Here is a 26,117-nt window from a genome sequence, read left to right as displayed (position 1 = left end):
CGCGTCGGGGAAGTGGCCAACATTGCAGACGCGCACCCGGACACGTGACGGACAGTCGCGGGAGGAAGGGTGGTCTAGTCCTTCGCCCGCGGCCTGGCCACCTTACGCACGGCATGGACATGTCGATCAAGGGCTTTACCGAAAGTGGATCATCCCTTCAACGTCCCCATGTGAGGGACACATCACTTCCAGCCCACTTTGTGCTCTCAGGCGGCCTCGGCTGTCTGTTTGCGGAAGGCGGACGCCAGGAAGAGGTTGTCGACGGCCTTCCGGGTGCGCCCCTCACTGCTCGGCATGAGGTGCGTGTAGGTCCGCAGAGTGAACCCCGGATCCGCGTGACCGAGGTACTGGCTCAGGGCCCGGATGTTCTCGCCCGCGTCCAGCAGCACCGACGCGTAGAAGTGCCTGAGAGCGTGCATGCCGTGCTCCGGGGCCGACGCGTACCGCTCGCCTGCCTCGCGCGCCGGGATGATGCCGGCGGCGGCCAGGGCGGGCTTCCAGTGGTGGTCGTTGAAGTTGCTCACGCGGACGTGGTTGCCCTCCGGTCCGCTGAAGAGGAGCAGCTTCTTCACAGGCGGGCCGTCAGGCGTGCGCCAGGGAAGCGTCACTTCGATCGGTTCGAACTCCTTCGAGTGGTCCCGGAGCGCGGTGGCCACGGCCTTGGGAAGCGGCACGTCCCGGACCTTGCCGCCTTTCGGCAGGGCGAAGACGTACTTGCCCCGGATGCGCTTGAGTTGATGGCCGACGGTCAGCCAGCCGGTTTCGTAGTCGAGTTCTTCCTGGCGCCGCCACACGACCGAAAGGGTCCGTGACCAGCCCGAGTGCTGGACGCGGACCCTTTTGTCGTTCAGGTCGCCGTGGGGGCGTTTCGAGTAGCCGTTGTGCTGCTCGTAGTTCTCGAGCGTCAGACGGCGGGGGTGTCGTGAGGGCGGCGAGTGGAGGCGTGAGCTTCAGCAAGGCAGGCTGAAGGTATGCAGGTGATCCTGCGCTCGTTCCTTCGGCTAGGAGCCGGCGACCATGGCCGGCTCCTCTTGGCCCTCATGCAGGGTGTGCCCTTCTTGATCGGGTTGGCCGTGCTGGTCATCGAGCTCACGCCTGCCCACTTCATCTACACCGGCCCCTTTCTCACGGCGATCCCGGCGTTGGCGGCGGTGACGTTGGGTCCCAAGGGGACCGCCGCGGCAGCTGCTCTCGCGCTTGTGATCAGCGTGACCACGGCTACCTACAACCAGGTGTGGGGCACCTTGCAGGTCTATACCAACTTTCTGGCCCTGGCCCTGGTGTCGGTGGCTGGCTTCATCACGAGCAGCGCCATGCAGACGCGCCGGCAGAGAGAGTTCGACCGGGTTCGCCAGATCGCCGTGGCGGCACAGGAGGTCGTGCTACGGCCTGTACCCGCGCGCCTGGGCCCAGTGCGGGCGGCCAGCATGTGCCTTGCGGCTGGGACGGGCGCACAGGTGGGCGGTGATCTGTACGAGGCCGTACAGACCCGGTATGGCGTCCGGATGATCGTGGGGGACGTCCGGGGGAAGGGGCTTGCTGCGGTGCGAGCCGTCGCAGTGGCGGCGGGCGCGTTTCGGGAGGCCGTGCACTACGAGGAGGATCTGGTGGAGGTGATGAACCACTGTGCGGCTGCGTTGCGACGGGAACTCGCCGTGCCGGGCGCATACGACGAGGAAGTTCTGCTGGAAGGTTTCACTACGGTGCTCATCGCGCAGGTGCCCGACGAACCCGTGGTGCAGTTGGTCAACCGTGGGCATCCGCCGCCGCTGCTGTTGCACCAGGGCGGCCGGGCCGAGACGCTGATGCCGACCTCTCCCTTGCCGCCCGTCGGCATGGAAGACCTTGTCGCCGGCTTTCCCCCCAAAGCGGAGAGCTACCCGTTCCTCCCCGGTGACCGCCTGCTGCTGTACACCGATGGCGTGATAGAGGCCCGCAACCGCGACAGCGAATTCTTCGCTCTGCCGGAGGCCATGGAGGGGATACGCCTCAGCACCACCCCGCCGGAGTTCCTGGAACTTCTGCACGAGGCATTGGTCCGCCACACCGAGGGCGACTTGGCGGACGATGTGGTGATGCTCCTCGTTGAACGGCTCAACGGCGAACCAGAGCCGCCTTCCGGTGGGGCGGACGTGGGGCAGCGGTCGCCGTGAGCCGCGAAACCGCAGTTCAAGGGGTACCCGTCGCGTGGTCCGTAAATCTGCCGACCGCGCTGGCTGGGCCGTCTACGGGCCGTCCGACGCCGGCCGATGACGACCTCGGACACCCAACAACGACCAGGACGGCCCGGCATCCCGCCGAGCCGCCCTGACGTGTGTGTCCAGCTAGACCCACGTGTCCAGCCACATCCGCGACCGCCACGAGTCGATCGGGATCGCGGTGCCGGTGTACAGGGGCCAGAAGTAGATGAAGTTCCAGGCGATGAGCAGCACCAGGACGCCGGCCGCCGTCGCGCCGATCACCCGGCGGGTGTCGGAGGAGCCCGGTGGGCCGATGATCGCGCCGATCATCATCGCCACCGCCAGGCACAGGAACGGCAGGAAGACGACGGCGTAGAACAGGAAGATCGTCCGCTCCTGGTACAGGAACCACGGCAGGTAGCCCGCCGCGATGCCGCAGGCGATGGCGCCGGCGCGCCAGTCGCGGCGGAACGCCCACCGCCACAGCACGTACAGGATCGCGAAGCAGGCCGCCCACCACAGCAGGGGTGTGCCGATCGCCAGCACCTCACGGGCGCACTTCTCGCCCGCGTTCACCGGGCAGCCGTCGGCGCCGGGGTTCGGGGACTCGTAGAAGTACGACACCGGGCGGCCCAGCACGATCCAGCTCCACGGGTTGGACTGGTAGGTGTGCGGGGAGGTCAGGCCGATGTGGAAGTCGTACACCTCGTGCTCGTAGTGCCACAGGCTGCGCAGCCAGTCCGGCAGGAAGGTCCAGCTGCCGCCCCTGCCGTCGGTGGCCGCCCAGTTGCGGAAGTAGCCGCCGGTGCCGTTGGTCGGCGAGAGGATCCAGCCGAGCCAGGAGAGCAGATAGACGGCGATCGCCACCGGGATCGTCGCCACGAAGGCGATCCCCGTGTCGTACTTCAGGGCCGCCGCGTACGGGTGCATGGCGCCGGCCGTCCTCCGGGCGCCGACGTCCCACAGCACCGCCATCAGGCAGAACGCGACCAGGATGTACAGGCCGTTCCACTTGGTGCCGATGGCCAGGCCCAGCATCAACCCCGCCGCCCAGCGCCAGGGCCGCAGTCCGAAACGGAACGTGTCGGCCACGCGCGCGTCCGGGCGGACCCGACCGTCGCGGTCGGCCGGCAGCGCGGCGGCCAGCCGCTCCCGCGACCGGTCCCGGTCGATGACCAGACAGCCGAACGCCGCCACGACGAAGAACATCAGCACGCCGTCGAGCAGCGAGGTGCGGCTCATCACGAAGTGCAGGCCGTCCACCGCCATCAGCGCGCCCGCCAGGCAGCCGAGGAACGTCGAACGGAACATCCGGCGCCCGATCCGGCACAGCAGCAGCACGCTCAGCGTCCCCAGCAGCGCCGTCATGAACCGCCAGCCGAACGGGTCGAACCCGAAGACCAGTTCGCCGAGCCCGATGACGTACTTGCCGACCGGCGGGTGCACGACGTACGACGCGTCCGTCGGGATCGGGAGGTGTCCGTGCGTCCGCAGGACCAGGTCGTTGGCGTTCTTGTCCCAGTTGACCTCGAAACCGCGGTGGACGAGCGCCCACGCGTCCTTGGCGTAGTACGTCTCGTCGAATATCACCGCGCGTGGGCTGCCCAGGTTCCAGAACCGCATCAGGCCCGCCATCAGCGTCACCAGCAGCGGACCGCCCCAGCCCGACCAGCGCGTGATCCGCTCGGCCAGGACCGGCGGCACGCCGAGCACCTGCCACAGCCGGGGTGCGGGCCGCGCGTACGGCGGCACCAGCCGGTCGCGTACGTCGCCCGAGGGCGCGTCCTTCGCCGGTACGTACCCGAATCGGCGCAGCCGCTGCTGCCACGGCGGCCGCTGGTCGTGCGGCGCCTGGCCCTGCCGGAGGTCCATGGAGGACGCGGTACTGGTCACCCGCGCCATGGTAGGGAACCGTTCTGTGCGAGTCGCGTGCATGTGGCGTAGCGGTCGCAATACGGTCGGTCTGCGGACCCGGTACGGACCGCCCGCCCGTCGCCGCCGGCCGGGCTGCCAGTGGCTCCTGGGAGGATGGGGGCGTGACTGGAACCCTTGTCCTGGCAGGTACCCCCATCGGCGACATCGCGGACGCGCCGCCCCGGTTGGCCGAGGAGCTGGCCGGCGCCGACGTGGTCGCCGCCGAGGACACCCGGCGGCTGCGTCGGCTCACCCAGGCCCTCGGCGTCACTCCCCAGGGCCGCGTGGTGTCGTACTTCGAGGGCAACGAATCGGCGCGCACCCCGGAGCTGGTGGAGGAGCTGCTCGGCGGCGCGCGCGTGCTCCTGGTGACCGACGCCGGGATGCCGTCCGTCTCCGATCCGGGCTACCGGCTCGTCGCGGCCGCGGTGGAACAGGACATCCGGGTCACCGCCGTACCGGGGCCGTCCGCCGTGCTCACCGCCCTCGCCCTGTCCGGGCTGCCCGTCGACCGGTTCTGCTTCGAGGGCTTCCTGCCGCGCAAGGCCGGTGAGCGGCTCTCCCGGCTGCGGGAGGTCGGGACCGAGCGGCGCACCCTCGTCTACTTCGAGGCCCCGCACCGGCTCGACGACACCCTCGCCGCGATGGCCGAGGTCTTCGGCGCGGACCGGCGGGCCGCCGTGTGCCGCGAGCTGACCAAGACGTACGAGGAGGTGCGGCGCGGTCCGCTGGCCGAGCTGGCGCGGTGGGCCGCGGAGGGGGTCCGCGGGGAGATCACCGTGGTGGTCGAGGGAGCGCCGGAGCGTGGCCCCGAGGAACTGGACGCGGAGGAGCTGGTACGCCGGGTACGCGTGCGTGAGGAGGCGGGGGAGCGGCGCAAGGAGGCGATCGCCGCGGTGGCGGTCGAGGCGGGGGTGCCCAAGCGGGTCGTTTTCGATGCGGTGGTTGCTGCGAAGCGTTCGGGCGAGTGACGGGCGTTCGCTCCCCTGAGGACTCAGGGCGGGCGGGGAGCGGCGACCGGGGGCGTGCGGGGGCCTTGCGCGCAGCTCGGGCGGGTCGCGCGCGACGCTGCGCACGCCCCTGCTGAGCAGGGACGTTCTCGGCTGAGCGAACGGGCCATGGGACGGCAAAGGGCTGTCGCCGAGGGCAAAGGGAAACGCCGCCGATCGGGGCCCTTTCTGCAAGGAAGCCTCAAATCGCCTCCAACACTCGACAGCCCTGGTGCATTCGCGTCGGCGAAGGCGTCCACTGGTTGAAGAGACGCCCTGTCGCGGGGTGTCTGTCCAGCGGACAAGAGGAGCTGGCATGAGCGAGATCGCAGGGCAGACCGGCCTCCGTGGCACGCCCACCGCCGTCGTTCACGAGTCCTATGCGTTCGCCTGCATGCGATGCGGGTACGGCTGGGAGCAGTCGTACGAGATAGAGCACCACAAGGACGGCGAAGGGCAGGAGTTCGTGCTCTACGTGGCCGACGGCCGGCTCGTGCCGTCGCCGCTGAGCCGGCCGCGCTGCCACAACTGCGACGGTCATGACGTGCGGATCATGCGGGCGGGGCAGGTCTCCTCGGTGCGCGGCGCCGACCCGCACCACACCGTGCCGCAGGCGGGCCCGGTCGAGGCGCCGCAGATGCCCGCGCGGCCCGAGGAGACGCGCCACTGGCATCTGTCGGACCTCCTCCGCTCCTTCCACCGCAAGGTCGGCTGAGCGGATCGTCGGACAGGGCGGGTGTGCCTCTTTCGTAGGATGAGGCATGCCTTCGAACGCCGGCCGGACCGCCAAGGGTGACAAGAACGCCGCACCGCCGCTTCCGGCGCCGCTGCGGGTTCCGGTCGCCGACTCGCACACCCACCTCGACATGCAGTCCGGCACCGTCGAGGAGGGCCTCGCGAAGGCCGCGTCGGTGGGGGTGACGACCGTCGTCCAGGTCGGCTGCGACATCAAGGGCTCGCGGTGGGCCGCCGAGATCGCCGCCGCCCACGACAGCGTCCACGCCGCCGTCGCGCTGCACCCGAACGAGGCCCCGCGCATCGTGCACGGCGACCCCGTCGAAGCTGCGTCGCACGGCGACTCCGACAAGGGTGGTGGGCGACGGGCGGGACGGTCCCGGCACGGCGCCCGCGAGGCGGGCGGTGACGCCGCGCTGGACGAGGCCCTCGCCGAGATCGACCGGCTGGCCGCCCTGCCCCAGGTGAAGGGCGTCGGCGAGACCGGCCTGGACCACTTCCGCACCGGCCCGCAGGGCAGGGTGGCCCAGGAGAGGTCCTTCCGCGCCCACATCGAGATCGCCAAGCGGCACGGCAAGGCCCTCGTCATCCACGACCGGGAGGCGCACGCGGAGGTCCTGCGCGTGCTGAAGGAGGAGGGCGCCCCCGAGCGCACCGTCTTCCACTGCTACTCGGGCGACGCCGAGATGGCGGAGATCTGCGCCCGCGAGGGCTACTACATGTCCTTCGCGGGCAACGTCACCTTCAAGAACGCCCAGAACCTGCGGGACGCCCTCGCCGTCGCCCCGCTGGAGCTGGTCCTCGTGGAGACCGACGCGCCCTTCCTCACGCCGGCGCCGTACCGCGGCCGGCCCAACGCGCCGTACCTCGTCCCGGTCACGGTCCGGGCGATGGCCGCCGTGCGAGGCATCGACGAGGACGCGCTGGCCACGGCCCTGGCCGCCAACACGGCCCGCGCCTTCGGCTACTGAGCTCCTACCGGCCGCGCATTCGTTCGAGAGTGGGCCATATGCTCGATGCGCGACAGTGCGTGGTCGAGTCGCTTTGGAGAGTGACGACCGCTCCGCTAGGTTCTGTGGGCCCGATCCGGACCTCTCCGGACCCCTCTGGCACCTCTGGAGCGTGTCGGCGTGAGAAAGTCGCATCACGAGACGTTCGGGACCGATGAGCCTCAGCAGCGGCACCGGCAGGCCGGTGCGCCGTCCCACCAGCCGCCCGGGCCCCCTGAGCCGCACGAGCGGTCCGGCCCCGGCATCTGTCTGCACACCGCCGAGACCCTTACGGCCGGGCTGTACCCGGACACCTATCGGCCGGCGTACGAGGCGCAGGCCTACCTCGTCCAGGAGCCTGCCCGGCCCCGGCGGGGGGTGGGCGTGACGCGCGCCGCGGCCGCCCCGGACCCGGAGGAGGCCGACGAGCGCGAACCGGCCGCCGAGGTGAGCGGGCGGGGCGCACGCCGACGCAGGGCCCGTGGCATCGAACGTCCGGAGTCCGCCGTGCGGCGGCTGCTGCCGCAGGCGCTGGTCGTGGCCTTCCTCGCCGGTGGCACCACCGCTTTCGTCGCCCAGGACAAGGCGGTCGAGCTGACCGTCGACGGCCATCAGCGCACCCTGCACACCTTCGCCGGCGACGTGCGCGAGCTGCTCGCCGAGGAGGGCGTGCGCGTGGGAGCGCACGACATGGTCGCGCCCGCCCCCGACACGGCCCTCGCCGGCGGTGACGCGGTCGCCGTGCGCTACGGACGCCCGGTACGGCTCACTCTCGACGGCCGGCGGCGCGAGGTGTGGACGACGGCGCGCACGGTCAAGGGGGCGCTGGACGAGCTGGGGGTGCGCGCGGAGGGCGCATACCTGTCCGCCTCACGCAGCCAGCCCATCGGACGCACCGGGCTGGCGCTCGACGTACGTACCGAACGGGCCGTCACGATCATGGCCGACGGCCGCACCCGGACCATCCGCACCAACGCCGCCACCGTCCGCCGGGCCGTCGAGGAGGCGGGGATCGGCCTGCGCGGTCAGGACACCACTTCCGTCCCGCCCGACAGCTTCCCGCGCGACGGGCAGACGGTGACCGTCCTGCGGATCAGCGGCACCCGGGAGGTCCGCGAGGAGGAGATCCCGTTCGAGGTCGAGCGGGTCAAGGACCCCACCCTGTCCCGGGGCTCCGAGGTCGTCGTGCAGGCCGGACAGGTGGGGCTGCGGCGCGACACCTACCTCCTGCGGATCGTCAACGGGGTGAGGGACAAGGTGCGCCGGGAGACCTCCGAGGTGGTGCGCGGGCCGCGCAAGCAGATCGTGAAGGTGGGCACCAAGGCGCTGCCGAGGACCGTGGCCGGCACGGAGGACCTGAACTGGCACCGTCTCGCGACCTGTGAGTCCGGCGGTCGGCCGCACGCGGTCGACGCCTCGGGGACGTACGGCGGGCTCTACCAGTTCGACACCCGTACCTGGCACAGCCTCGGCGGCAGCGGCCGCCCCCAGGACGCCCCGGCGGCGGAACAGACCTTCCGCGCGAAGAAGCTCTACATCCGGCGGGGGACGACACCCTGGCCGCACTGCGGGACGCGGTTGCACGGGTAGCCGGGCTCGCCGGCCGTGGGCGGGTGCGTCGTGGCCGGTCGCTCCCCGAGTTCTCGGCCTCGCTCGCATCAGGGCCCCGTCGCGGCGGAGCCGTATGCCGGCACGGCCCCGCGTCCCGCGGTGCGCTCCGGGGACCGCCGGCCCATCACCTCCCCGTACTCTTGTCCCGTGAGCAGCCCCACCCCCGACGCCCTTCTCGGACCGGCCGACATCCGTGAGCTCGCGGCAGCGCTCGGTGTCCGTCCCACCAAGCAGCGCGGCCAGAACTTCGTGATCGACGCCAACACGGTCCGCCGTATCGTGCGCACCGCCGAGGTCCGCCCCGAGGACGTGGTCGTCGAGGTCGGCCCGGGGCTCGGCTCCCTCACGCTCGCCCTGCTGGAGGTCGCCGACCGGGTGACCGCCGTGGAGATCGACGACGTGCTCGCAGGGGCCCTGCCCGCGACCGTCGGGGCGCGCATGCCGGCGCGCGCCGACCGGTTCGCGCTGGTGCACTCCGACGCTATGCACGTCACCGCACTGCCCGGCCCCCCGCCGACCGCCCTGGTGGCGAACCTTCCCTACAACGTCGCCGTACCCGTGCTGCTGCACATGCTCGACACCTTCCCGAGCATCGAGCGGACCCTGGTCATGGTGCAGTCCGAGGTCGCCGACCGGCTCGCCGCCGCCCCCGGCAACAAGGTGTACGGCGTCCCCTCGGTGAAGGCCAACTGGTACGCCGAGGTGAAGCGGGCCGGCGCCATCGGCCGCAACGTCTTCTGGCCCGCGCCGAACGTGGACAGCGGGCTGGTGTCGCTGGTGCGGCGGGCGGAACCGGTCAAGACCACGGCCTCCAAGGAGGAGGTCTTCGCGGTGATCGACGCGGCGTTCGCGCAGCGCCGCAAGACCCTGCGGGCGGCGCTCGCCGGCTGGGCCGGATCCGCCGCCGCAGCCGAGGCCGCCCTGCTTGCCGCCGGTGTCTCACCGCAGGCGCGGGGCGAGTCGCTGACGGTGGAGGAGTTCGCGCGGATCGCCGAGCACAAGGACACGGTCACCGACCACGAGGAGCACGCCGAGTGAGCGTCACGGTACGGGTGCCGGCCAAGGTCAACGTGCAGCTCGCGGTCGGCGCCGCCCGCCCCGACGGGTTCCACGATCTCGCGAACGTCTTCCTCGCCGTCGGCCTCTACGACGAGGTGACGGTGACTCCCGCGGACGAACTCCGGATCACCTGCGAGGGCCCGGACGCCGACCGGGTGCCGCTGGACCGCACCAACCTCGCCGCGCGCGCGGCGCTCGCGCTCGCCGGGCGCCGGGGCATCGAGCCGGACGTCCACATCCACATCGCCAAGGACATCCCCGTCGCCGGCGGTATGGCGGGCGGCAGCGCGGACGGCGCGGGCGCGCTGCTCGCCTGTGACCGGCTGTGGGGTACGGCGGCGTCGCGGGCCGAGCTTCTCGCGATCTGCGCCGACCTGGGCAGCGACGTGCCGTTCAGTCTGGTCGGCGGGGCCGCTCTCGGCACCGGCCGGGGGGAGCTGCTGACCGCCCTGGAGGTCGGCGGCACCTTCCACTGGGTGTTCGCGATGGCCGGTCGGGGGCTGTCCACGCCGGCGGTCTTCCGCGAGTTCGACCGGCTGACTCGGGGGTGGCAGATCCCGGAGCCGGTGGCTTCGGCGGAGCTGCTGCAGGCGCTGGCGAAGGGGGACGCGGAGGCGCTGGCCGAGGCCGTGTCCAATGATCTTCAGCCTGCGGCACTGTCCCTGTTCCCTGAGTTGGCGGACACGCTGGACGCGGGGCGGGGGGCAGGTGCGCTGGCGGCGCTGGTCTCCGGTTCCGGGCCTACGACGGCGTTCCTCACACGCGATGCCGAGTCGGCGGAGAAGGTGGCGGCGGCGCTGCGGGCGTCGGGGACGTGCGCTTCGGTGCGGGTGGCCTCCGGCCCAGCGGCTGGGGCGACGGTGGTCTGACGGGATCAGAGCTTGTCGATGGTGGTCAGGTCGATGTCGATGTCGTACGGGACGCTGACCTTGACGTGGTCGTGATCGATGCCGGTCGGTGCGCAGGTGCCGGTGGCCTCACCGCGTTCGTGGACCTGGACCACCGGGTGGTCGTCCTGGCCCGCCAGTCGACCGGCCAGTAATGCGGGATGCCCGCCGCGGCGTACTTGTGCGGCTCGTAGTCACGGTCGCGGGCCTCGGAGTCCGGCGAGACCACTTCGACGGCGAGCAGAACATCTGCCGCCTTGAAGTGGGTCTGCCGTCGGTCGGTGAGGGCTTCTGCACGGACCACGGAGATGTCCGGTTCTGGGCGTTACGCCGATCCAGCACCACCGTCATCCCGCGCGCCACCTCGAGGCCGGACGGCACCGTGCAGCGCAAGCCGCCGACCAGCAGGTCGATCGCGGCGAAGTGGAAATAGCGCTGCGGACCCGCGAAAAACCAGGCTCCCGTCGATCGGCTCGGTGTGCGGCGGAGATCCGGCAGCGTGAACAGGTCGTCCACGGTGTAGCCGTCCTGCGGCGGCACCGGCCATTGGACGCGGTGCCTCACGGACTCGGCGGTCATGGTTCCTCCCATGGACGGGATCCTGCTGCCCGCCCTGCACGGGTGCGGCCCGTTCCCGATCACGTCATCACGAAGAGTGACAATCCTCTCGCGCCCCGACCCCGTCCCCGAGGGCCTAGGCTAGAAGGCTGACCGATCCCCGCACACAGGAGTGAAATGGCCGTCAACCTCGTCAATGTCGAGAACGTCAGCAAGGTGTACGGCACCCGTGCCCTGCTGGACGGCGTCTCGCTCGGCGTGTCCGAAGGGGACCGTATCGGGGTCGTCGGGCGCAACGGTGACGGCAAGACCACCCTCATCCGGATGCTCGCCAAGCTGGAGGAGGCGGACACCGGGCGGGTCACGCACTTGGGCGGTCTGCGGCTCGGCGTGCTCACCCAGCACGACTCCCTCGACCCGGCAGCCACCGTCCGGCACGAGGTGATCGGCGACATGGCCGACCACGAGTGGGCCGGCAACGCCAAGGTCAGGGACGTGCTGACCGGTCTGTTCGGGGGGCTGGACCTGCCGGGCTTCCCGAAGGGGCTCGACACCGTCATCGGTCCGCTCTCCGGCGGCGAGCGACGCCGTATCGCCCTCGCCAAGCTGCTCATCGACGAACAGGACCTGATCGTCCTCGACGAGCCCACCAACCACCTCGACGTCGAGGGCATCGCCTGGCTCGCCGGGCACCTGCGAAACCGGCGCTCGGCGCTCGTGTGCGTGACGCACGACCGGTGGTTCCTCGACCAGGTCTGCACCCGCATGTGGGACGTGCAGCGCGGTGACGTGTACGAGTACGAGGGCGGCTACTCCGACTACGTCTTCGCCCGTGCCGAGCGCGAGCGGATCGCCGCCACCGAGGAGGCCAAGCGGCAGAACCTGATCCGCAAGGAGCTGGCCTGGCTGCGGCGCGGCGCACCCGCGCGCACGTCCAAGCCGCGCTTCCGGGTCGAGGCCGCCAACGAGCTGATCGCGGACGTGCCGCCGCCCCGGGACAGCAGCGAGCTGATGAAGTTCGCCTCCTCCCGGCTCGGCAAGACCGTCTTCGACCTCGACGACGTCACCGTGCAGGCCGGGCCGAAGGTGCTGCTCAAGCACGTCACCTGGCAGCTCGGCCCCGGCGACCGGATCGGTCTCGTCGGCGTGAACGGCGCCGGCAAGACCTCGCTGCTGCGCGCCATGGCCGCGGCCGCGTACTCCGAGGGCGAGGAGCAGCCGGCCGGCGGCCGCATCGCCGTCGGCAGGACGGTCAAGCTCGCCCACCTCTCCCAGGAGGTCAGCGAACTCGACCCCGCCTGGCGGGTGCTGGAGGCCGTGCAGCGGGTCCGCGAGCGCGTCGACCTCGGCAAGGGGCGCGAGATGACCGCCGGGCAGCTGTGCGAGACGTTCGGCTTCAACAAGGAGAAACAGTGGACGCCGGTCGGCGACCTGTCGGGCGGTGAGCGGCGGCGGCTGCAACTGCTGCGCCTGCTGATGGGCGAGCCCAACGTGCTCTTCCTGGACGAGCCCACCAACGACCTCGACATCGAGACCCTCACCCAGCTCGAGGACGTGCTCGACGGCTGGCCCGGATCGATGATCGTCATCTCCCACGACCGGTTCTTCGTCGAGCGCACCACGGACCGGGTCCTCGCGCTCCTCGGCGACGGCACCCTGCGGATGCTGCCGCGCGGCATCGACGAGTACCTGGAGCGCCGGCAGCGCATGGAGGAGGCGGTCGCGGCGCAGACCGCCGCCGCGGCGCCCAAGCCGGCCACCACGGAGAGGAGCGCCGCCGACCAGCGTGCCGCGAAGAAGGAACTCCAGAAGATCGAGCGCCAGTTGGACAAGATTTCCGAGAAGGAGTCCAGGCTGCACGCGCAGATCGCCGAGAACGCCACCGACTTCGCGAAGGTCGCCGACCTGGACGCCCAGCTGCGCGACCTCACCGGTGAACGCGAGGAACTGGAGATGCGCTGGCTGGAGTTGGCGGAGGACGCGTAGTCGGCGCGCGTCCCGGCGGCAAGACGCCCGGCCGCCCGACGCGAACAGGCCACCGCGCGCGTCCTGTTCGCCGCCCCGCTCTCGTCCCGCCGTCGAACCTCCCCGGCGCGCGGGGCGGTTGCACGCGCCGCGTGAGGGGGGGCGTGAAGGCGCGTAACGGTGGCATCACGGGCCGGTCGTCCCTTGGGAACAGCGGCGCATCCGGGCCCGTGCGCTGTCGGTACCGGGTGATAGAAAGAGCCGTCTGAGAACTGTCTGAGTAACGACCCAGGGTCCGTCAAGAACCTCAGGGCGTGGCTAAAAATCAGTGAACGAGGGGGAAGAGCGCTGATGACGCAGCCGCCCAATCAGCCGCCGCAGGGCGGATTCGGAGCGCCGCAGGAGCAGCCACCGCAGGGTGGCGGATTCGGAGCGCCCCAGCCGCCTTCGGCCCAGGGCGGCTTCGGCCCCCCGAGCGTCCCGCAGAACCCCCCGGGCGTCCCTGCCGCGCCCCCGCAGCCGCCCACCGCCCCGCCGTCACCCCAGCCCGGTTACGGCCACCCCCAGCAGCCGGGCCCGTACGGCGCCCCGGGTCCCTACGGCCATCCGCAGCTGCCGGGCCCCTACGGGGCCGCGCCCCAGCCCGGTTTCGGTCATCCGCAGCAACCGCCGTACCCCGGCGCGCCCGCCCCGGCCCCCGCGCCCGGCAGGAAGAGGACCGCGCTGATGATCGGTGGCGCGGCGGCCGCACTGCTCGTCATCGGCGGCACGGTGTACGCGGTCACGAGCGGTGGTGACGGCGGCGGCAAGAAGAAGCCGGTCGCACAGCAGAGCGACGACTCCAAGCACTTCTCCTCCGGCTCGCCGAGCCCGTCGAGCGGGGGTGGCGACGACCCGGAGAACCTCAACGCGGGCCGCAAGGCCGGTGAGGCGAAGGTGCTCTGGTACAAGCCGGCCCCGGACGCGCCCGGCGGCGGCGCCGACGCGCCCGGCATGTGGGTCTCCGGCAAGGCGGTGGTGAAGGCGGCGTACAAGCAGGTCTTCGCCTACGGGGTCGGCGACGGCAGGCCCGCCTGGAGCCCGATCTCCTTCCCGCAGAAGATCTGCGCGGTCACCCCGCAGAAGTCGGCGGACGACAAGGTCGTCGTGGCGTACATGAGCGGCGCGGACGACCACGCCAAGTGCAACCAGCTGCAGCAGATCGACCTGGGCACCGGGCAGAAGGGCTGGAGCGCCAAGGTCGCCGACGGCGGGCTGTTCGACAGCGCGCTCAACGTCGAACTGACCGTGAGTGGCAGGACCCTGATGGTGGGGCGTTCGGAGTCGGGCACGGCGTACGACATCGACAGCGGCAAGAAGCTGTACGACAAGACGAAGTACGGCGCCGCCTGCTTCCCGGCCGCGTACGCGGGCGGGGACGACCGGCTGATCCAGGTGTCCTCCTGCGGTGCCGGCGGCAGCAACGAGCACGACGAGATCCAGGAACTGGACCCGGCCACCGGCAGGGTGCGCTGGTCCCAGCCGGTCAAGAAGGGCTGGCAGGTCACCCGGACGTTCTCCGTGGACCCGCTGGTGGTCTATCTGACCAACCAGGACAAGAAGGCCTGGAACATCTCCACGTTCACCAAGGACGGCAAGTTCCGCTCGGAGGTGAAGGTCGACGAGAAGTTCGGCCCGCGCTGCGGCTGGGCGATCCTGGAGCGCGATCTGCAGGGCTGCCAGGGTGTGGCCGCGGACGCCGACACGCTGTACCTGCCGACGAACACCACCAGCAGCGCCAACGAGATCGTCGCCGTCAGCCTGACCGACGGCAAGGCCGAGTGGCGGGTGAAGTCCCCGGCGGACGAGCCGATGTACCCGGTGAAGGTCGAGGGCGGCAAGCTCGTCGCCTATGTGCAGCCGTCGTTCGATGCCGGCGGCCAGGTGGTGTCGGTCCCGGTCACCGGCTCCTCCCACGGCATCACCAAGCTGCTGCAGAACCCGCAGGGCACCGCCGAGATCGAGGACACCTTCTACGACAGCGTCGTGGACTGGGCCGACGGTCGGTTCTTCATCTCCTCCGGCCGGCTGTCCGGCAACGACCAGGCGAAGGAGAAGCTGATCATGGCCTTCGGCAACTGAGCCGCCGCCCCGGCGTCCTCCCCGTCCGTACCAAGTCCCCGTCCCCGTCAGGCTTTCCGAGCCTCACCGAGGTACCCGCGCCATGACCCAGCCGCCCCCTCCGCCGCCGAACCAGCCCCCGCAGCCGCCCGGCTACGGCCCCTCGAACCCGAACCAGCCCACTCAGCAGCCCCCTCAGCCGCCGCCCGGTTACGGCTACCCCCAGCCGCCACAGCCCGGTTACGGCTACCCCGGCCCGCAGCAGAACCCGTACGGCCAGACCCCGGCCTACGGCCGGCAGCCCGCCGCCGGCTACGGGGGCCAGCCGCAGAACCCGTACGCACAGCCCGGTTACGGCTACCCGGGCCAGCCGCCGACGGTGCCGATGGAGCCACAGCCGGGGCAGGGCGGCGGCGGGCGGAACACCACCGCGCTCGTCATCGTCGTCGCCGCCGTCGTGGCGATCGCCCTGATCGTCGCCGGCGGCTTCTGGTACGCCAACTCCTCCGGGGACGGCGGCAAGAAGCACGACACCGCCTCCTCCAGCGGCGGCACCGGCGGCAAGAACGGCAGCGGCGGCACGGGCGGCGGCAAGGAGAAGGTGCCGGCCGACCCGGCGGCGAAGGTGCTGTTCAAGGTGCCGCTGCCCACCACCGACGACGTGGTGAGCACCGTGGGCTCGTGGCTGACCGACAAGGTGTACGCGAAGAGCGGCGTCGCCGAGATCGTCGGCTACGACCCGGCCAAGGGCACCAAGCTGTGGACGATCAAGCTGCCCGGCCCGGTCTGTGCGGCCAGCAAGCAGGCCACGTCGGACGGCAGGACCGCGATCACCTACCAGCCGAAGTGGGACACGAAGACCCACTTCGCCGGGTGCACGCAGATCGCCGCGATCGATCTCGACGCCGGCAGGAAGCTGTGGACGAAGACGGTCAAGTCCGGTGACTTCCCGGTCAGCTACCAGAATGTGACGGTCGGCCAGCGCACCGTCGCGGTCGGCGACACCAGCGGCGGCGCCGCCTTCGACATCGACTCCGGCAAGCCGCTGTGGCTGCCGAAGCCGGGCGACGACTGCTACGACGCGGGCTACGGCGGAGGAGCCAAGCTGGTCGCGGTACGCAACTGCGGAGACGCCGACAACGCGCGGCTGCTCATCCAGACCCTCGACCCGAAGACGGGGAAGGTGATCTCCGAGTACCGCATGGACCAGGGCATCGACGAGGCCTCCGTCGTCTCCACCGACCCGCTGGTGGTGGCCGCCGCCGCGGGCGACAGCAGCCGGATCACGGACTACTTCTCCATCGACAACAAGACGGGGAAGCTGCTCGCCCACATCTCCGCGCCGGCCGACGCCTACGGCGGCAGGTGCGAGGGCATCACCCGCTTCGAGGACTGCCACGGGATCGTCGTCGGGAACGGCAGGCTCTACCTGCCGACCGCGGAGCACGACGGCTCCTCCGGTCTGGGCCAGACCAACTCGATCGTCGCCTTCGACCTCACCACCGGGAAGCCGACCGGCCAGCGGGCCGACGCCGGAGACGACACCACGCTCGTGCCGTTGCGCATGGACGGGAGCAATCTGCTCGCCTACAAGCCGCCGACGTACAAGGACGGCGGTCAGGTCGTCAGCATCGACGGCGGCAGCTTCAAGGCGACCAAGCTGCTGGTGAACCCCGCCGACACGAACGTGCGGGAGGCGGAGAGCAACTTCCTGCCCGACAGCAACGAGTTCCTCTTCCGCGACGGCCGGCTGTACATGGCGCAGGTCTTCGCCCGCCGCAAGGGAATCTCGTCGATCGGCGAGGCGGACCTGGTGCTGGTGTTCGGCGCGAGAGGCTGACCGTTTCACCGGCCCGTCGTCGCGGGTCCCGCCCGAATGGGTGACTTGCCGAGAAGTGCCCCGGATTTCATCGATCCGGGGCACTTCTCATCGAGAGGGGCAGCGCGACGTCGAACAAGCGTGTAGCTTCCGGGGGCATATGGAGGGCGGAGGTGCCGGGGGGCCCTCTGTCCTTGCGGACCGGTGGGCGTCCATAGTGGGGCATCCATGGGGGGGACTGGGGGGTTGCTCTATGGGAGTGCGGCTCATGGTCGTCGACGACCATCGCCTGCTCGCGGAGGCGCTCGCGTCCGCGCTCAAGCTGCGCGGGCACCGGGTGCTCGCCGCGGCGGCGCCGGCGGCGGGCGCGGCGGACCTGGTGATCGCGCGGGCGCCGGAGGTGTGCCTGCTGGGCACGGCGGTGCCGGCCGAGCCGGGTGTCTTCGACCCGGTGGTGAAGATCAAGCGGGAGCGGCCGCAGGTCGCGGTGCTGGTGCTCGGGCCGGTGCCGTCGCCGCGCGGGATCGCGGCGGCGTTCGCTGCGGGCGCGTCGGGGTACGTACGGCACGACGAGCGGATCGAGGGCGTCGAGCGGGCGATCATGAAGGCCCGGGCGGGGGAGGCTGCGGTCGCCCCGCAGTTGCTGCAGGGCGCGTTCGGTGACCTGCTCAACCCCGCCGCGCAGCCCGACGACGAGGCGCAGCGGCTGTTGGCGGTGCTGACGCCCCGTGAGGTGGAGGTGCTGGTCCGGGTGGCCGACGGCGAGGACACCCGGGTGATCGCGGCGGGCATGGGCATCGCCCCGAGCACGGCCCGCACCCACGTCCAGCGGGTGCTGATGAAGCTGGGGGTGGGATCACGCCTGGAGGCGGCGGCGCTGGCGGCGCGCACGGGGTTGCTGGACCGGGCGGGGCCGCTGGGCTCCGGCTCCGAGTAGGCGGTGGCGCCGCTGCGGGTGCGCTGACGGGCGCCCCGTGAGGGGCGCGGGGCCGTGTCGACGTGCGGTTCCGCCACGCGTGCGTGACCAGCCCCCATGCCCCGCGGAGGACTACGGCGTCTGCTCGTCCTGCCCCTCCTCCGGCAGGCCCTTTTCGGGCAGCGGCGGAGGAGTGGGCCGCAGCCTCAGCCAGACCAGGAAGAAGATGCCCAGCAGGAGCATGCCGATCCCGGTCCAGAGGTTGATGTCGACGCCCTGGGCCTTGTCGATGGCGGCCTTGGAATCGGTGATGCCGGTGATCGTGACGATGACGCCGTACAGCACGAACAGGCCGCCGATGATGCGGCGCAGGTCGAAGATGCGGGCCGCGGTCGCGGACTTGCCCTCCAGGTCGGTGACCTCCCGCAGGACGTCGTTCTCGCTGTAGTGGAAGCCCTCGTGCGGGCGGTCGGAGTGCGCGTTGTCGTTCATGGTTTCCTCGATCCTCCCGCGTCAGAACGAGAACGGGATGTAGCAGACGGCGGCCAGTACGACCGCGCCCCAGCCCAGCAGGGCCGGCTTGCGGTACCAGGCCTCGTCCCCGGGCGCGGCCGGCTCGGACATGCCCGGGGAGCGGGTGCCGTAGACCAGGCCCTGGAGTTCCTGGGCCGGCTTGGGCTCGGTGAACAGGGACACCGCGACCATCACGACCGCGCCGGCGACGAAGCCCGCGATCGCGGAGACGAAGTTGGCGCCCTGGTCGGAGGGGATGGCGATGATCCCCTTCTTGTAGAGGACGAAGTAGTTGATCATCGCGGTCACGGTGCCCGCGAGCAGGCCCCAGAAGCCGGACTTGGCGGAGGCGCGCTTCCAGAACATGCCGACGATGAACACGACGAACATCGGCACGTTGAAGAAGGAGAACAGCGTCTGCAGGTACGCCATGATGTTCGAGAACGAGGACGCCAGGAACGCCGTGCCGATGGAGGCGAGGACGCCGATCACGGTGATCAGGCGGCCGAACCTGACGTAGTACGCGTCCTCACGGCCCCGCGCCACGTACTTCGCCCAGATGTCGTTGGTGAACACGGTGTTGAAGGACGACACGTTGGCCGCCATGCCGGCCATGAAGGCGGCGAGCAGGCCGGTGACCGCGATGCCGAGCACGCCGTTGGGCAGCAGCTCCTGCATCAGGAACGGGATGGCGTCGTTGTACTGGTAGCCGGAGCCGGCGGTGCCGAACTTCGGGATGAGCGCGGCGGCGACCAGGCCCGGGATCATCACCAGGAAGACGATGAAGATCTTCGGGTAGGCGGCGATCAGCGGGGTGCGCCGGCCGGCGGAGAGGTTCTTCGCGGACAGGGCGCGCTGCACCTCGGCGAAGTTGGTCGTCCAGTAGCCGAAGGAGAGGACGAAGCCGAGGCCGAGGACGATGGTCAGCCAGTTGGCGCCCAGCGGGTTGACGTGACCGATGCCGGTGCCGCCCCAGGCGGTGGTGAAGTTCGCCCCGTGACTCGCGGTCAGCTTGTGGGTCAGGCCGTCCCAGCCGCCGACCTTCTTCAGGCCGAGGGCGGTGATCGGGATCAGGGCGGCGAGGATCACGAAGAACTGCAGGACCTCGTTGTAGATCGCCGAGGACAGACCGCCGAGGGTGATGTACGCGAGGACGAAGGCGCCGGCGACGACGATGGCGACCCACTGCGGCCAGCCGAGCAGGGCCTCGACGACGATCGCGAGGGCGTAGAGGTTGACGCCCGCGATCAGGATGGCGGCGAACGCGAACAGGATCGAACTGAGCAGGTGGGCGGCACGGTCGAAGCGCAGCAGCAGGAACTCCGGTACCGAGCGCACCTTGCTGCCGTAGTAGAAGGGCATCATCACCAGCCCCAGGAAGACCATGGCCGGGACGGCGCCGACCCAGTACCAGTGCACGGTGTACGCGCCGTACTGGGCGCTGTTCGCGGCCATGCCCAGGATCTCGGTGGCCGCCAGGTTCGCCGAGATGAAGGCGAGGCCGGTGATCCAGGCGGGCAGCGAGCGTCCCGAGAGGAAGAAGTCGAGGCTGGTCCTGACCGAGCGCCGGGCCGCGAAGCCGATGCCGAGCACGACGACGAAGTAGATCGCCAGGATGGTGTAGTCCAGCCAGTTGGTGGGGAGCCGTAGCTGCGCCGCCAGGGACACGGGGCTGTCTGTGGGGGTTTGCATGGGTACTCGCTTCGTTGCGCGAACTGATCCAGAGCGGAACCTACGCCTCCGCCTTCAGTGTTTGAACACTTCTGTTGGTGTCCTTTGTTTGATTGTGATGATCCAAGGTGTTGTCGAGTTGTGGTTTGTTATGTTTGGTTGTGTTGAGTGATTGGGTGCGGGACGTAGAGGAGTCCGGCGTTGAAGAAGACCTCGACACGGCTGGCCGACGGTCGTGAGCTGATCTACTACGACCTGCGGGACGACATCGTGCGGGACGCCGCGGACCGCCGCCCGCTGGAGCGGACCCACACGACGTCCGAGATCCGCCGTGACGTGCTGCTCGGCGACGCGGTCGCCGTCGCCTCCCATCGCCAGGGACGCACCTATCACCCGCCGGCCGACGAGTGCCCCCTGTGTCCGACGCAGGGCGACCGGCTCAGCGAGATCCCGGACTCGTCGTACGACGTCGTCGTCTTCGAGAACCGGTTCCCCTCCCTCGCCGGGGACTCCGGCCGCTGCGAGGTCGTCTGCTTCACCTCCGACCACGACGCCTCCTTCGCCGACCTGAGCGTCGAGCAGGCGCGCCTGGTGCTGGACGCCTGGACGGACCGGACGTCGGAGCTGTCGCATCTGCCCTCCGTCGAGCAGGTCTTCTGTTTCGAGAACCGCGGAGCCGAGATCGGTGTGACACTGGGTCACCCGCACGGACAGATCTACGCCTACCCGTTCACCACCCCCCGCACCGCGTTGATGCTCCGCTCACTCGCCGCGCACAAGCAGGCGACCGGCGGCGAGAACCTCTTCGACGCCGTCCTGGAGCGGGAACGCGCCGGTGAGCGGGTCGTCCTCGAGGGTGAACACTGGGTCGCGTTCGTGCCCTACGCCGCGCACTGGCCGTACGAGGTCCACCTGTATCCCCGGCGCCGCGTGCCCGACCTGCTCGCCCTGGACGAGGCGGCGCGCACAGAGTTCCCCCAGGTGTATCTGGAACTCTTGAGGCGCTTCGACCGGATCTTCGGTGAGGGTGAGCCGCCGACGCCGTACATCGCGGCCTGGCATCAGGCCCCGTTCGGCGCGCTGGAGGAGTCCGACGGGGTCACGCGCGACGACTTCGCGCTCCACCTCGAGCTTTTCACCGTCCGCCGCACTTCCGGCAAGCTGAAGTTTCTCGCGGGTTCCGAGTCCGGCATGAACGTGTTCATCAACGACGTGCCGCCGGAGCGCGCGGCCGAGCGACTGCGAGAGGTAGCGAGTTCATGAAGTACCTGGTGACCGGTGGCGCCGGTTACGTCGGCAGTGTCGTGGCCCAGCACCTGCTGGAGGCCGGTCACGAGGTCACCGTCCTCGACGACCTCTCCACCGGCTTCCGCGAGGGCGTCCCGGCCGGTGCCGCGTTCGTCGAGGGCGACGTCCGCGACGCCGCCAAGTGGCTCGACCCCTCCTACGAAGGCGTGCTGCACTTCGCCGCGTCCTCGCAGGTCGGTGAGTCGGTGGTGAAGCCGGAGAAGTACTGGGACAACAACGTGGCCGGCTCCCTCGCGCTGCTCGGCGCGATGCGCGAGGCGGGCGTGCGCAGGCTGGTGTTCTCCTCCACGGCGGCCACGTACGGCGAGCCGGAGCAGGTCCCGATCACGGAGAGCGCCTCGACGAGGCCGACCAACCCCTACGGCGCCACCAAGCTGGCCGTCGACCACATGATCACCAGCGAGGCGAACGCCCACGGCCTGGCCGCGGTCTCCCTGCGGTACTTCAACGTGGCCGGCGCGTACGGCGCGTACGGCGAGCGTCACGACCCCGAGTCGCACCTCATCCCGCTGGTCCTCCAGGTCGCCCAGGGGCGCCGCGAGGCGATCTCCGTCTACGGCGACGACTACCCGACCCCGGACGGCACCTGCGTGCGCGACTACATCCATGTCGCCGACCTGGCCGAGGCGCACCTGCTGGCCCTCGGGGCGGCCCGCCCGGGCGAGCACCTGATCTGCAACCTCGGCAACGGCGAGGGCTTCTCGGTCCGCCAGGTCATCGAGACCGTCCGGCAGGTCACCGGACACCCGATCCCCGAGGTGGTCGCCCCGCGCCGGGGCGGCGACCCGGCGGTCCTCGTCGCCTCCGCGGAGGCCGCCCGCGAGAAACTGGGCTGGAACCCGTCCCGCGCGGATCTCGCGGGCATCGTCGCGGACGCGTGGCAGTTCGCACAGCACATCGCAAGGGGGCAGTAGTGGGGGCACAGCAGGTCGCGCAGCGCTTCACCGAGCTGTACGGGGCCGCGCCGGACGGCGTCTGGGCGGCACCGGGCCGGGTCAACCTGATCGGTGAGCACACCGACTACAACGACGGCTTCGTGATGCCGTTCGCCCTGCCGCACCGGGCGGTCGCCGCGGTCTCCCGCCGCACCGACGGCGTCCTGCGCCTGCACTCGGCGGACATCGAGGGCGGCGTGCGGGAACTGCGGCTGGACGCCCTGGCGCCGCAGAGCGACGACGACTGGACCGCGTACCCGGCGGGCGTCGTCTGGGCGCTGCGCGGGGCGGGCCACGCCCTGACCGGCGCGGACGTCCACCTGTCCTCGACGGTCCCGACCGGCGCCGGGCTGTCGTCCTCGGCGGCCCTGGAGGTGGTGATCGCCCTCGCCCTGAACGACCTGTACGACCTGGGACTTCCGGGCTGGAAACTGGCGCGCCTGTGCCAGCGCGCGGAGAACGTCTACGTCGGCGCCCCGACCGGCATCATGGACCAGACGGCGTCCGCCTGCTGCGAGGCCGGCCACGCCCTCTTCCTCGACACCCGCGACCTGTCCCAGCAGCAGATCCCCTTCGACCTCGCGGCCGAGGGCCTGCGCCTGCTGGTCGTCGACACCCAGGTCAAGCACGCGCACAGCGGCGGCGAGTACGGCAAGCGCCGGGCCGGCTGCGAGAAGGGCGCGGCCCTGCTCGGCGTGGACGCCCTGCGGGACATCTCCTACGACGGACTCGACGCGGCGCTCGAGCGGCTCGGCGACGAGGAGGAGGTGCGCCGCCTGGTCCGGCACGTGGTGACGGAGGACCAGCGGGTCGAGCGGGTCGTCGGCCTGCTCCGCGCCGGCGACACCCGCGCCATCGGCCCCGTCCTCACGGAGGGACACGCCTCCCTGCGCGACGACTTCCGCATCTCCTGCCCGGAGCTGGACCTGGTCGTCGACACCGCCCTGGCGAACGGCGCCCTCGGCGCACGCATGACCGGCGGCGGCTTCGGCGGCTCGGCGATCGTGCTGGCTGAGGCGACGGACGTCGACACCCTCACCAAGGCGACCGAGGAGGCCTTCGCCTCCGCGGGCCGCACGGCCCCGCGCGTGTTCGAGGCGGTGCCGTCGGCGGGGGCGGTCCGGCTGATCTGACGCCGACGCGGTCCGCCCCGAGCAGATCGCGTCCGGCTTTGTCGACTTTCGTCTCACAACGAAACCCGTGGCTCACGACACGCGCGCGGGACGGCCAGTTCTGCAAATCCGCTTCCGCTGCGTGCCGGCATCCGTACTCTGAGGAGCAGCGCCGGTGGGGGCCGGTGCTGATCAGGGGGCGAGACAGGCGGGTACGGCGCCCGCGGTGGGGTATCTGTTTCCGTGACGGCAGCGGCCGTGCGGCGCATGCCCTTTTCCGTGGGTGCCATGTCCGTTCCGTGGGCGACATGCCCGTGCGGCGTCTCGTTCTCCACAGGACCAGGCCCGGTCCGGGAGGGGTTTCGTGGTTCGTATCCGAGTCCTGGTCGTCGACGACCACCGCATCTTCGCCGAGTCGCTCGCCGCCGCCCTGGCCGCAGAGCCGGACGTCGAGGTGTCCGCCGCCGGCAGTGGCCCCGCCGCGCTGCGCTGCCTGGAGCGGGCGGCCGGGGAGGGCCGCCGCTTCGACGTGCTGCTGGTCGACGCCGACCTCGGCGGCAGCGTGCCCGGCGGCCGGTCGGCCGTGCCCGTGCAGGACGGCGACGCGGAGGGCTTCGTCGACGGGATCTCACTGGTGGCGGGCGTGCGCGCCGCCCAGCCGGGCGTGCGGATCGTCGTGCTCGCCGAGAAGGACGACTCCCGGCGGGCGGCGCTCGCGCTGCAGGCCGGCGCCTCGGGCTGGGTCGCCAAGGACTGCTCGCTGTCCCGGCTGCTGACGGTGATCCGGGGTGTGCTGCGCGACGAGACCCATCTGCCTCCCGCGCTGCTCACCGGCGTCCTCAGGGAGCTGACGGCCGCCCGCCGGCACCGCACCGAGAGCGAGCGGCTGGTGGAGTCCCTCACCCCGCGCGAGCGTGAGGTGCTGCGCTGCATGGTCGCGGGACTCGGCCGCAAGGCCGTCGCCGAGCGGCTCTTCCTCTCCCCACACACCGTGCGCACCCATATGCAGAACGTCCTCGGCAAGCTGGGCGTCCACTCCACGCTGGCCGCCGTCGCCCTCGCCCGCCGCGCGGGGGTCGGACCGGCCGACCTAACCGGGGATGTTGTCGAACGGGGCGGTCAACTGGCGTAGCAGCCCGGCCAGTTCCGCGCGCTGGGCGCTGGACAGCTCGCCGAGGATCGCCCGCTCCTGCTCCAGCAGGCCGGCCAGCGCCTGGTCCGCGCGGTCCCGGCCGGTGTCGGTCAGCCGGACCAGCACGCCCCGCCGGTCGCTCGGGTCCGGCAGTCGCTCCACCAGGCCCTTCTTGGCCAGCCGGTCGATCCGGTTGGTCATCGTGCCCGAGGTCACCAGGGTCTGCGTCAGCAACTGGCCGGGGGAGAGCTGGTACGGCGTACCGGCGCGCCGGAGCGCGGTCAGCACATCGAACTCCCACGGCTCCAGTTGATGCTCGGCGAAGGCGAGCCGCCGGGCACGGTCCAGATGCCGGGCGAGCCGGCTCACCCGGCTGAGCACTTCCAGCGGCTCCACGTCGAGGTCCGGACGTTCCCGGCGCCACGCTGCGACCAGCCGATCGACCTCGTCCTCCATGGAGATCAGTGTAGTGGTTGTGTCGACATGAAGTCTCTTGATGTCGAGCGTCTTGACATCGAGATAAATGCGTGGTGACAGTGGTGCCCATGACGACACCCATCTGGGACCCCGGGCAGTACCTGCGGCACGCCGGTCACCGGGCCCGTCCCTTCGCCGACCTCCTCGCCCGTCTGCCCGCCCTGCCCACACCGGCGCCCCGCATCGCCGACCTCGGCTGCGGCCCGGGCAACGTCACCGCCCACCTCACCGAACGCTGGCCCGCCGCCCACGTCACCGGCTACGACAACTCGCCCGCCATGCTCGACAGGGCCCACACCGAGCACGAGGGCCCCGCGACGGGCGGCGGACGGCTCGACTTCGCCCACGCCGACGTCCGCACCTGGGCGCCCGAGGAGCCGTACGACCTGATCGTCTCCAACGCGACCCTGCAATGGGTGCCGGGGCACGCCGACCGCTTCGCCGACTGGATCACCGGCCTGAAGCCCGGCGGCACCCTCGCCTTCCAGGTACCGGACAACATCGACGCCCCGCTGCACTCCCTCATGCGCGACCTCGCCGCCACCCCCCGCTGGAAGTCCCGCCTCGGCGACGTGCTGCGCCGCACCGACTCCGTGCACACCCCCGGCGCCTATCTGGACCACCTCGCCCGCCTGGGCTGCGCCACCGACGTGTGGCAGACGACCTACTTCCACGTCCTGCAGGGCGAGGATCCCGTCCTGGACTGGGTGAAGGGCACCGGGCTCAGGCCCGCGCTGACCGCGCTCGCCGACGACCCCGAGGGACGGGAGCGGTTCCTGACCGAGTACCGGGACCTGCTCCGGCAGGCCTACCCCAGTGCGCCGTACGGCACCGTGCTGCCCTTCCGCCGCCTGTTCGCCGTCGCCGTGAAGGAGGCCTGAGCGTGCTCACCGCGATCGACCATGTGCAGCTGGCGGCCCCGCCCGGGTCGGAGGACGCGCTGCGGGCCTACTACGCCGACGTGCTGGGCATGACGGAGATCCCGAAGCCACCGGCACTGGCGGCACGCGGCGGCTGCTGGTTCCAGGCAGGTGCCGTGCAGTTGCACCTGGGCGTCGAGGCCGACTTCCGGCCCGCGAAGAAGGCCCATCCGGGGCTCAGGGTGACGGGCATCGAGGCGTACGCCGCCCGGCTGGCCGCCAGGGGCGCGAAGGTGACCTGGGACGACAACCTCCCCGGCCATCTGCGCTTCTACTCGCAGGACCCGGTGGGCAACCGGCTGGAGTTCCTCGAGCCGACGGGATAGT

Annotated in this window: 21 protein-coding genes and 2 pseudogenes; 17 read left to right on the top strand and 6 right to left on the bottom strand. The window is 71.1% G+C overall.

Features of this window, described 5'->3' with window-relative positions:
* Positions 1-206 precede the first annotated feature (206 nt).
* A pseudogene (locus tag AC5WRT_RS00725) lies at positions 207-779 on the bottom strand (tyrosine-type recombinase/integrase); the annotation flags it as partial.
* A gap of 192 nt (positions 780-971) precedes the next feature.
* Here AC5WRT_RS00725 and AC5WRT_RS00720 point away from each other — a divergent pair.
* Positions 972-2,153, top strand: a complete 1,182-nt coding sequence (locus tag AC5WRT_RS00720) for a PP2C family protein-serine/threonine phosphatase (RefSeq protein ID WP_496091626.1) — start codon at positions 972-974, stop codon at positions 2,151-2,153.
* Positions 2,154-2,324: 171 nt separating this feature from the next.
* Here AC5WRT_RS00720 and AC5WRT_RS00715 read toward each other — a convergent pair whose 3' ends face one another.
* Entirely contained in the window at positions 2,325-4,073 is a 1,749-nt protein-coding gene (locus tag AC5WRT_RS00715; RefSeq protein ID WP_496099830.1) for a dolichyl-phosphate-mannose--protein mannosyltransferase, read from the bottom strand.
* A gap of 143 nt (positions 4,074-4,216) precedes the next feature.
* Here AC5WRT_RS00715 and rsmI point away from each other — a divergent pair, with 143 nt between their 5' ends.
* The 6 genes from rsmI (at position 4,217) to AC5WRT_RS00685 (ending at position 10,346) form a co-directional block, all read left to right on the top strand.
* The gene (gene rsmI, locus AC5WRT_RS00710) at positions 4,217-5,065 is read left to right on the top strand and encodes a 16S rRNA (cytidine(1402)-2'-O)-methyltransferase (protein WP_496091624.1); all 849 of its coding nucleotides are present in this window, start codon (positions 4,217-4,219) and stop codon (positions 5,063-5,065) included.
* 334 nt (positions 5,066-5,399) lie between these two features.
* Positions 5,400-5,798: a hypothetical protein gene (locus tag AC5WRT_RS00705; RefSeq protein ID WP_496091623.1), complete on the top strand. Its 399-nt coding sequence runs from the start codon at positions 5,400-5,402 to the stop codon at positions 5,796-5,798.
* A gap of 46 nt (positions 5,799-5,844) precedes the next feature.
* Entirely contained in the window at positions 5,845-6,789 is a 945-nt protein-coding gene (locus AC5WRT_RS00700; protein WP_496091622.1) for a TatD family hydrolase, read from the top strand.
* Positions 6,790-7,071: 282 nt separating this feature from the next.
* Positions 7,072-8,397, top strand: coding sequence for a resuscitation-promoting factor (locus AC5WRT_RS00695; RefSeq protein WP_496091994.1), 1,326 nt, complete (start codon positions 7,072-7,074; stop codon positions 8,395-8,397).
* Between the two features lie 168 nt (positions 8,398-8,565).
* Positions 8,566-9,456 (top strand): 16S rRNA (adenine(1518)-N(6)/adenine(1519)-N(6))-dimethyltransferase RsmA, encoded by an 891-nt coding sequence (gene rsmA / locus AC5WRT_RS00690; protein WP_496099829.1) that lies wholly within the window; start codon positions 8,566-8,568, stop codon positions 9,454-9,456.
* The gene (locus AC5WRT_RS00685) at positions 9,453-10,346 is read left to right on the top strand and encodes a 4-(cytidine 5'-diphospho)-2-C-methyl-D-erythritol kinase (RefSeq protein ID WP_496091620.1); all 894 of its coding nucleotides are present in this window, start codon (positions 9,453-9,455) and stop codon (positions 10,344-10,346) included. The genes rsmA and AC5WRT_RS00685 overlap by 4 nt, the downstream gene beginning before the upstream one ends.
* A gap of 5 nt (positions 10,347-10,351) precedes the next feature.
* Here the strand turns inward: AC5WRT_RS00685 and AC5WRT_RS00680 are convergent.
* Positions 10,352-10,943, bottom strand: a pseudogene (locus AC5WRT_RS00680) (Uma2 family endonuclease).
* A 156-nt stretch (positions 10,944-11,099) separates the two neighbouring features.
* Here AC5WRT_RS00680 and AC5WRT_RS00675 point away from each other — a divergent pair.
* From AC5WRT_RS00675 to AC5WRT_RS00660, 4 genes are all read left to right on the top strand, one after another.
* Positions 11,100-12,908 (top strand): ABC-F family ATP-binding cassette domain-containing protein, encoded by a 1,809-nt coding sequence (locus AC5WRT_RS00675; protein WP_496091619.1) that lies wholly within the window; start codon positions 11,100-11,102, stop codon positions 12,906-12,908.
* 330 nt (positions 12,909-13,238) lie between these two features.
* Positions 13,239-15,008 (top strand): outer membrane protein assembly factor BamB family protein, encoded by a 1,770-nt coding sequence (locus AC5WRT_RS00670; RefSeq protein ID WP_496099828.1) that lies wholly within the window; start codon positions 13,239-13,241, stop codon positions 15,006-15,008.
* 82 nt (positions 15,009-15,090) lie between these two features.
* Positions 15,091-16,827 carry an outer membrane protein assembly factor BamB family protein gene (locus tag AC5WRT_RS00665; RefSeq protein ID WP_496091617.1) on the top strand — a complete coding sequence of 579 codons (1,737 nt, stop codon included), beginning with the start codon at positions 15,091-15,093 and terminating at the stop codon, positions 16,825-16,827.
* 232 nt (positions 16,828-17,059) lie between these two features.
* Positions 17,060-17,743: a helix-turn-helix transcriptional regulator gene (locus AC5WRT_RS00660; protein WP_496091616.1), complete on the top strand. Its 684-nt coding sequence runs from the start codon at positions 17,060-17,062 to the stop codon at positions 17,741-17,743.
* A gap of 111 nt (positions 17,744-17,854) precedes the next feature.
* Here AC5WRT_RS00660 and AC5WRT_RS00655 read toward each other — a convergent pair whose 3' ends face one another.
* Both AC5WRT_RS00655 and AC5WRT_RS00650 read right to left on the bottom strand, forming a co-directional pair.
* The gene (locus tag AC5WRT_RS00655) at positions 17,855-18,214 is read right to left on the bottom strand and encodes a hypothetical protein (RefSeq protein ID WP_496099827.1); all 360 of its coding nucleotides are present in this window, start codon (positions 18,212-18,214) and stop codon (positions 17,855-17,857) included.
* 21 nt (positions 18,215-18,235) lie between these two features.
* The gene (locus AC5WRT_RS00650) at positions 18,236-19,927 is read right to left on the bottom strand and encodes a sodium:solute symporter family protein (protein WP_496091614.1); all 1,692 of its coding nucleotides are present in this window, start codon (positions 19,925-19,927) and stop codon (positions 18,236-18,238) included.
* Positions 19,928-20,107: 180 nt separating this feature from the next.
* Between AC5WRT_RS00650 and galT the strand changes: the two genes are divergently transcribed.
* The 4 genes from galT to AC5WRT_RS00630 all read left to right on the top strand — a co-directional run bounded on the left by galT (position 20,108) and on the right by AC5WRT_RS00630 (position 24,393).
* Positions 20,108-21,169, top strand: a complete 1,062-nt coding sequence (gene galT / locus AC5WRT_RS00645) for a galactose-1-phosphate uridylyltransferase (RefSeq protein ID WP_496091613.1) — start codon at positions 20,108-20,110, stop codon at positions 21,167-21,169.
* A complete protein-coding gene (galE, locus tag AC5WRT_RS00640; RefSeq protein ID WP_496091612.1) occupies positions 21,166-22,128 on the top strand; it encodes a UDP-glucose 4-epimerase GalE in 963 nt (320 codons plus the stop codon). Before galT ends, galE begins: the two co-directional genes overlap by 4 nt.
* The gene (gene galK, locus AC5WRT_RS00635; RefSeq protein ID WP_496091611.1) at positions 22,128-23,282 is read left to right on the top strand and encodes a galactokinase; all 1,155 of its coding nucleotides are present in this window, start codon (positions 22,128-22,130) and stop codon (positions 23,280-23,282) included. The genes galE and galK overlap by 1 nt, the downstream gene beginning before the upstream one ends.
* 343 nt (positions 23,283-23,625) lie before the next feature.
* A complete protein-coding gene (locus tag AC5WRT_RS00630) occupies positions 23,626-24,393 on the top strand; it encodes a LuxR C-terminal-related transcriptional regulator (RefSeq protein ID WP_496091610.1) in 768 nt (255 codons plus the stop codon).
* Here AC5WRT_RS00630 and tamR read toward each other — a convergent pair.
* A complete protein-coding gene (tamR, locus tag AC5WRT_RS00625; protein WP_330339505.1) occupies positions 24,352-24,849 on the bottom strand; it encodes a MarR family transcriptional regulator TamR in 498 nt (165 codons plus the stop codon). The two genes, AC5WRT_RS00630 and tamR, sit on opposite strands and share 42 nt — an antisense overlap.
* A gap of 89 nt (positions 24,850-24,938) precedes the next feature.
* Between tamR and AC5WRT_RS00620 the strand changes: the two genes are divergently transcribed.
* Positions 24,939-25,751, top strand: coding sequence for a trans-aconitate 2-methyltransferase (locus tag AC5WRT_RS00620; RefSeq protein WP_496099826.1), 813 nt, complete (start codon positions 24,939-24,941; stop codon positions 25,749-25,751).
* A gap of 2 nt (positions 25,752-25,753) precedes the next feature.
* Positions 25,754-26,116 carry a VOC family protein gene (locus AC5WRT_RS00615; protein ID WP_496091608.1) on the top strand — a complete coding sequence of 121 codons (363 nt, stop codon included), beginning with the start codon at positions 25,754-25,756 and terminating at the stop codon, positions 26,114-26,116.
* The last annotated feature ends 1 nt before the right edge of the window (position 26,117 follow it).

The sequence above is a fragment of the Streptomyces sp. NTD91 genome, from assembly GCF_059510455.1.
Note: the sequence above shows the minus strand (reverse complement) of the source record. Positions and strands in the feature narration are given on the sequence as shown.

Bases quoted from the DNA above. Each gene is read 5' to 3' on its own strand.
- AC5WRT_RS00720 (WP_496091626.1), top strand. From the start codon at position 972: ATGCAGGTGATCCTGCGCTCGTTCCTTCGGCTAGGAGCCGGCGACCAT.
- AC5WRT_RS00705 (WP_496091623.1), top strand. From the start codon at position 5,400: ATGAGCGAGATCGCAGGGCAGACCGGCCTCCGTGGCACGCCCACCGCC.
- AC5WRT_RS00700 (WP_496091622.1), top strand. From the start codon at position 5,845: ATGCCTTCGAACGCCGGCCGGACCGCCAAGGGTGACAAGAACGCCGCA.
- AC5WRT_RS00675 (WP_496091619.1), top strand. From the start codon at position 11,100: ATGGCCGTCAACCTCGTCAATGTCGAGAACGTCAGCAAGGTGTACGGC.
- AC5WRT_RS00670 (WP_496099828.1), top strand. From the start codon at position 13,239: ATGACGCAGCCGCCCAATCAGCCGCCGCAGGGCGGATTCGGAGCGCCG.
- AC5WRT_RS00665 (WP_496091617.1), top strand. From the start codon at position 15,091: ATGACCCAGCCGCCCCCTCCGCCGCCGAACCAGCCCCCGCAGCCGCCC.
- AC5WRT_RS00660 (WP_496091616.1), top strand. From the start codon at position 17,060: ATGGGAGTGCGGCTCATGGTCGTCGACGACCATCGCCTGCTCGCGGAG.
- AC5WRT_RS00655 (WP_496099827.1), bottom strand. From the start codon at position 18,214: ATGAACGACAACGCGCACTCCGACCGCCCGCACGAGGGCTTCCACTAC.
- AC5WRT_RS00650 (WP_496091614.1), bottom strand. From the start codon at position 19,927: ATGCAAACCCCCACAGACAGCCCCGTGTCCCTGGCGGCGCAGCTACGG.
- galE (WP_496091612.1), top strand. From the start codon at position 21,166: ATGAAGTACCTGGTGACCGGTGGCGCCGGTTACGTCGGCAGTGTCGTG.
- tamR (WP_330339505.1), bottom strand. From the start codon at position 24,849: ATGGAGGACGAGGTCGATCGGCTGGTCGCAGCGTGGCGCCGGGAACGT.
- AC5WRT_RS00620 (WP_496099826.1), top strand. From the start codon at position 24,939: ATGACGACACCCATCTGGGACCCCGGGCAGTACCTGCGGCACGCCGGT.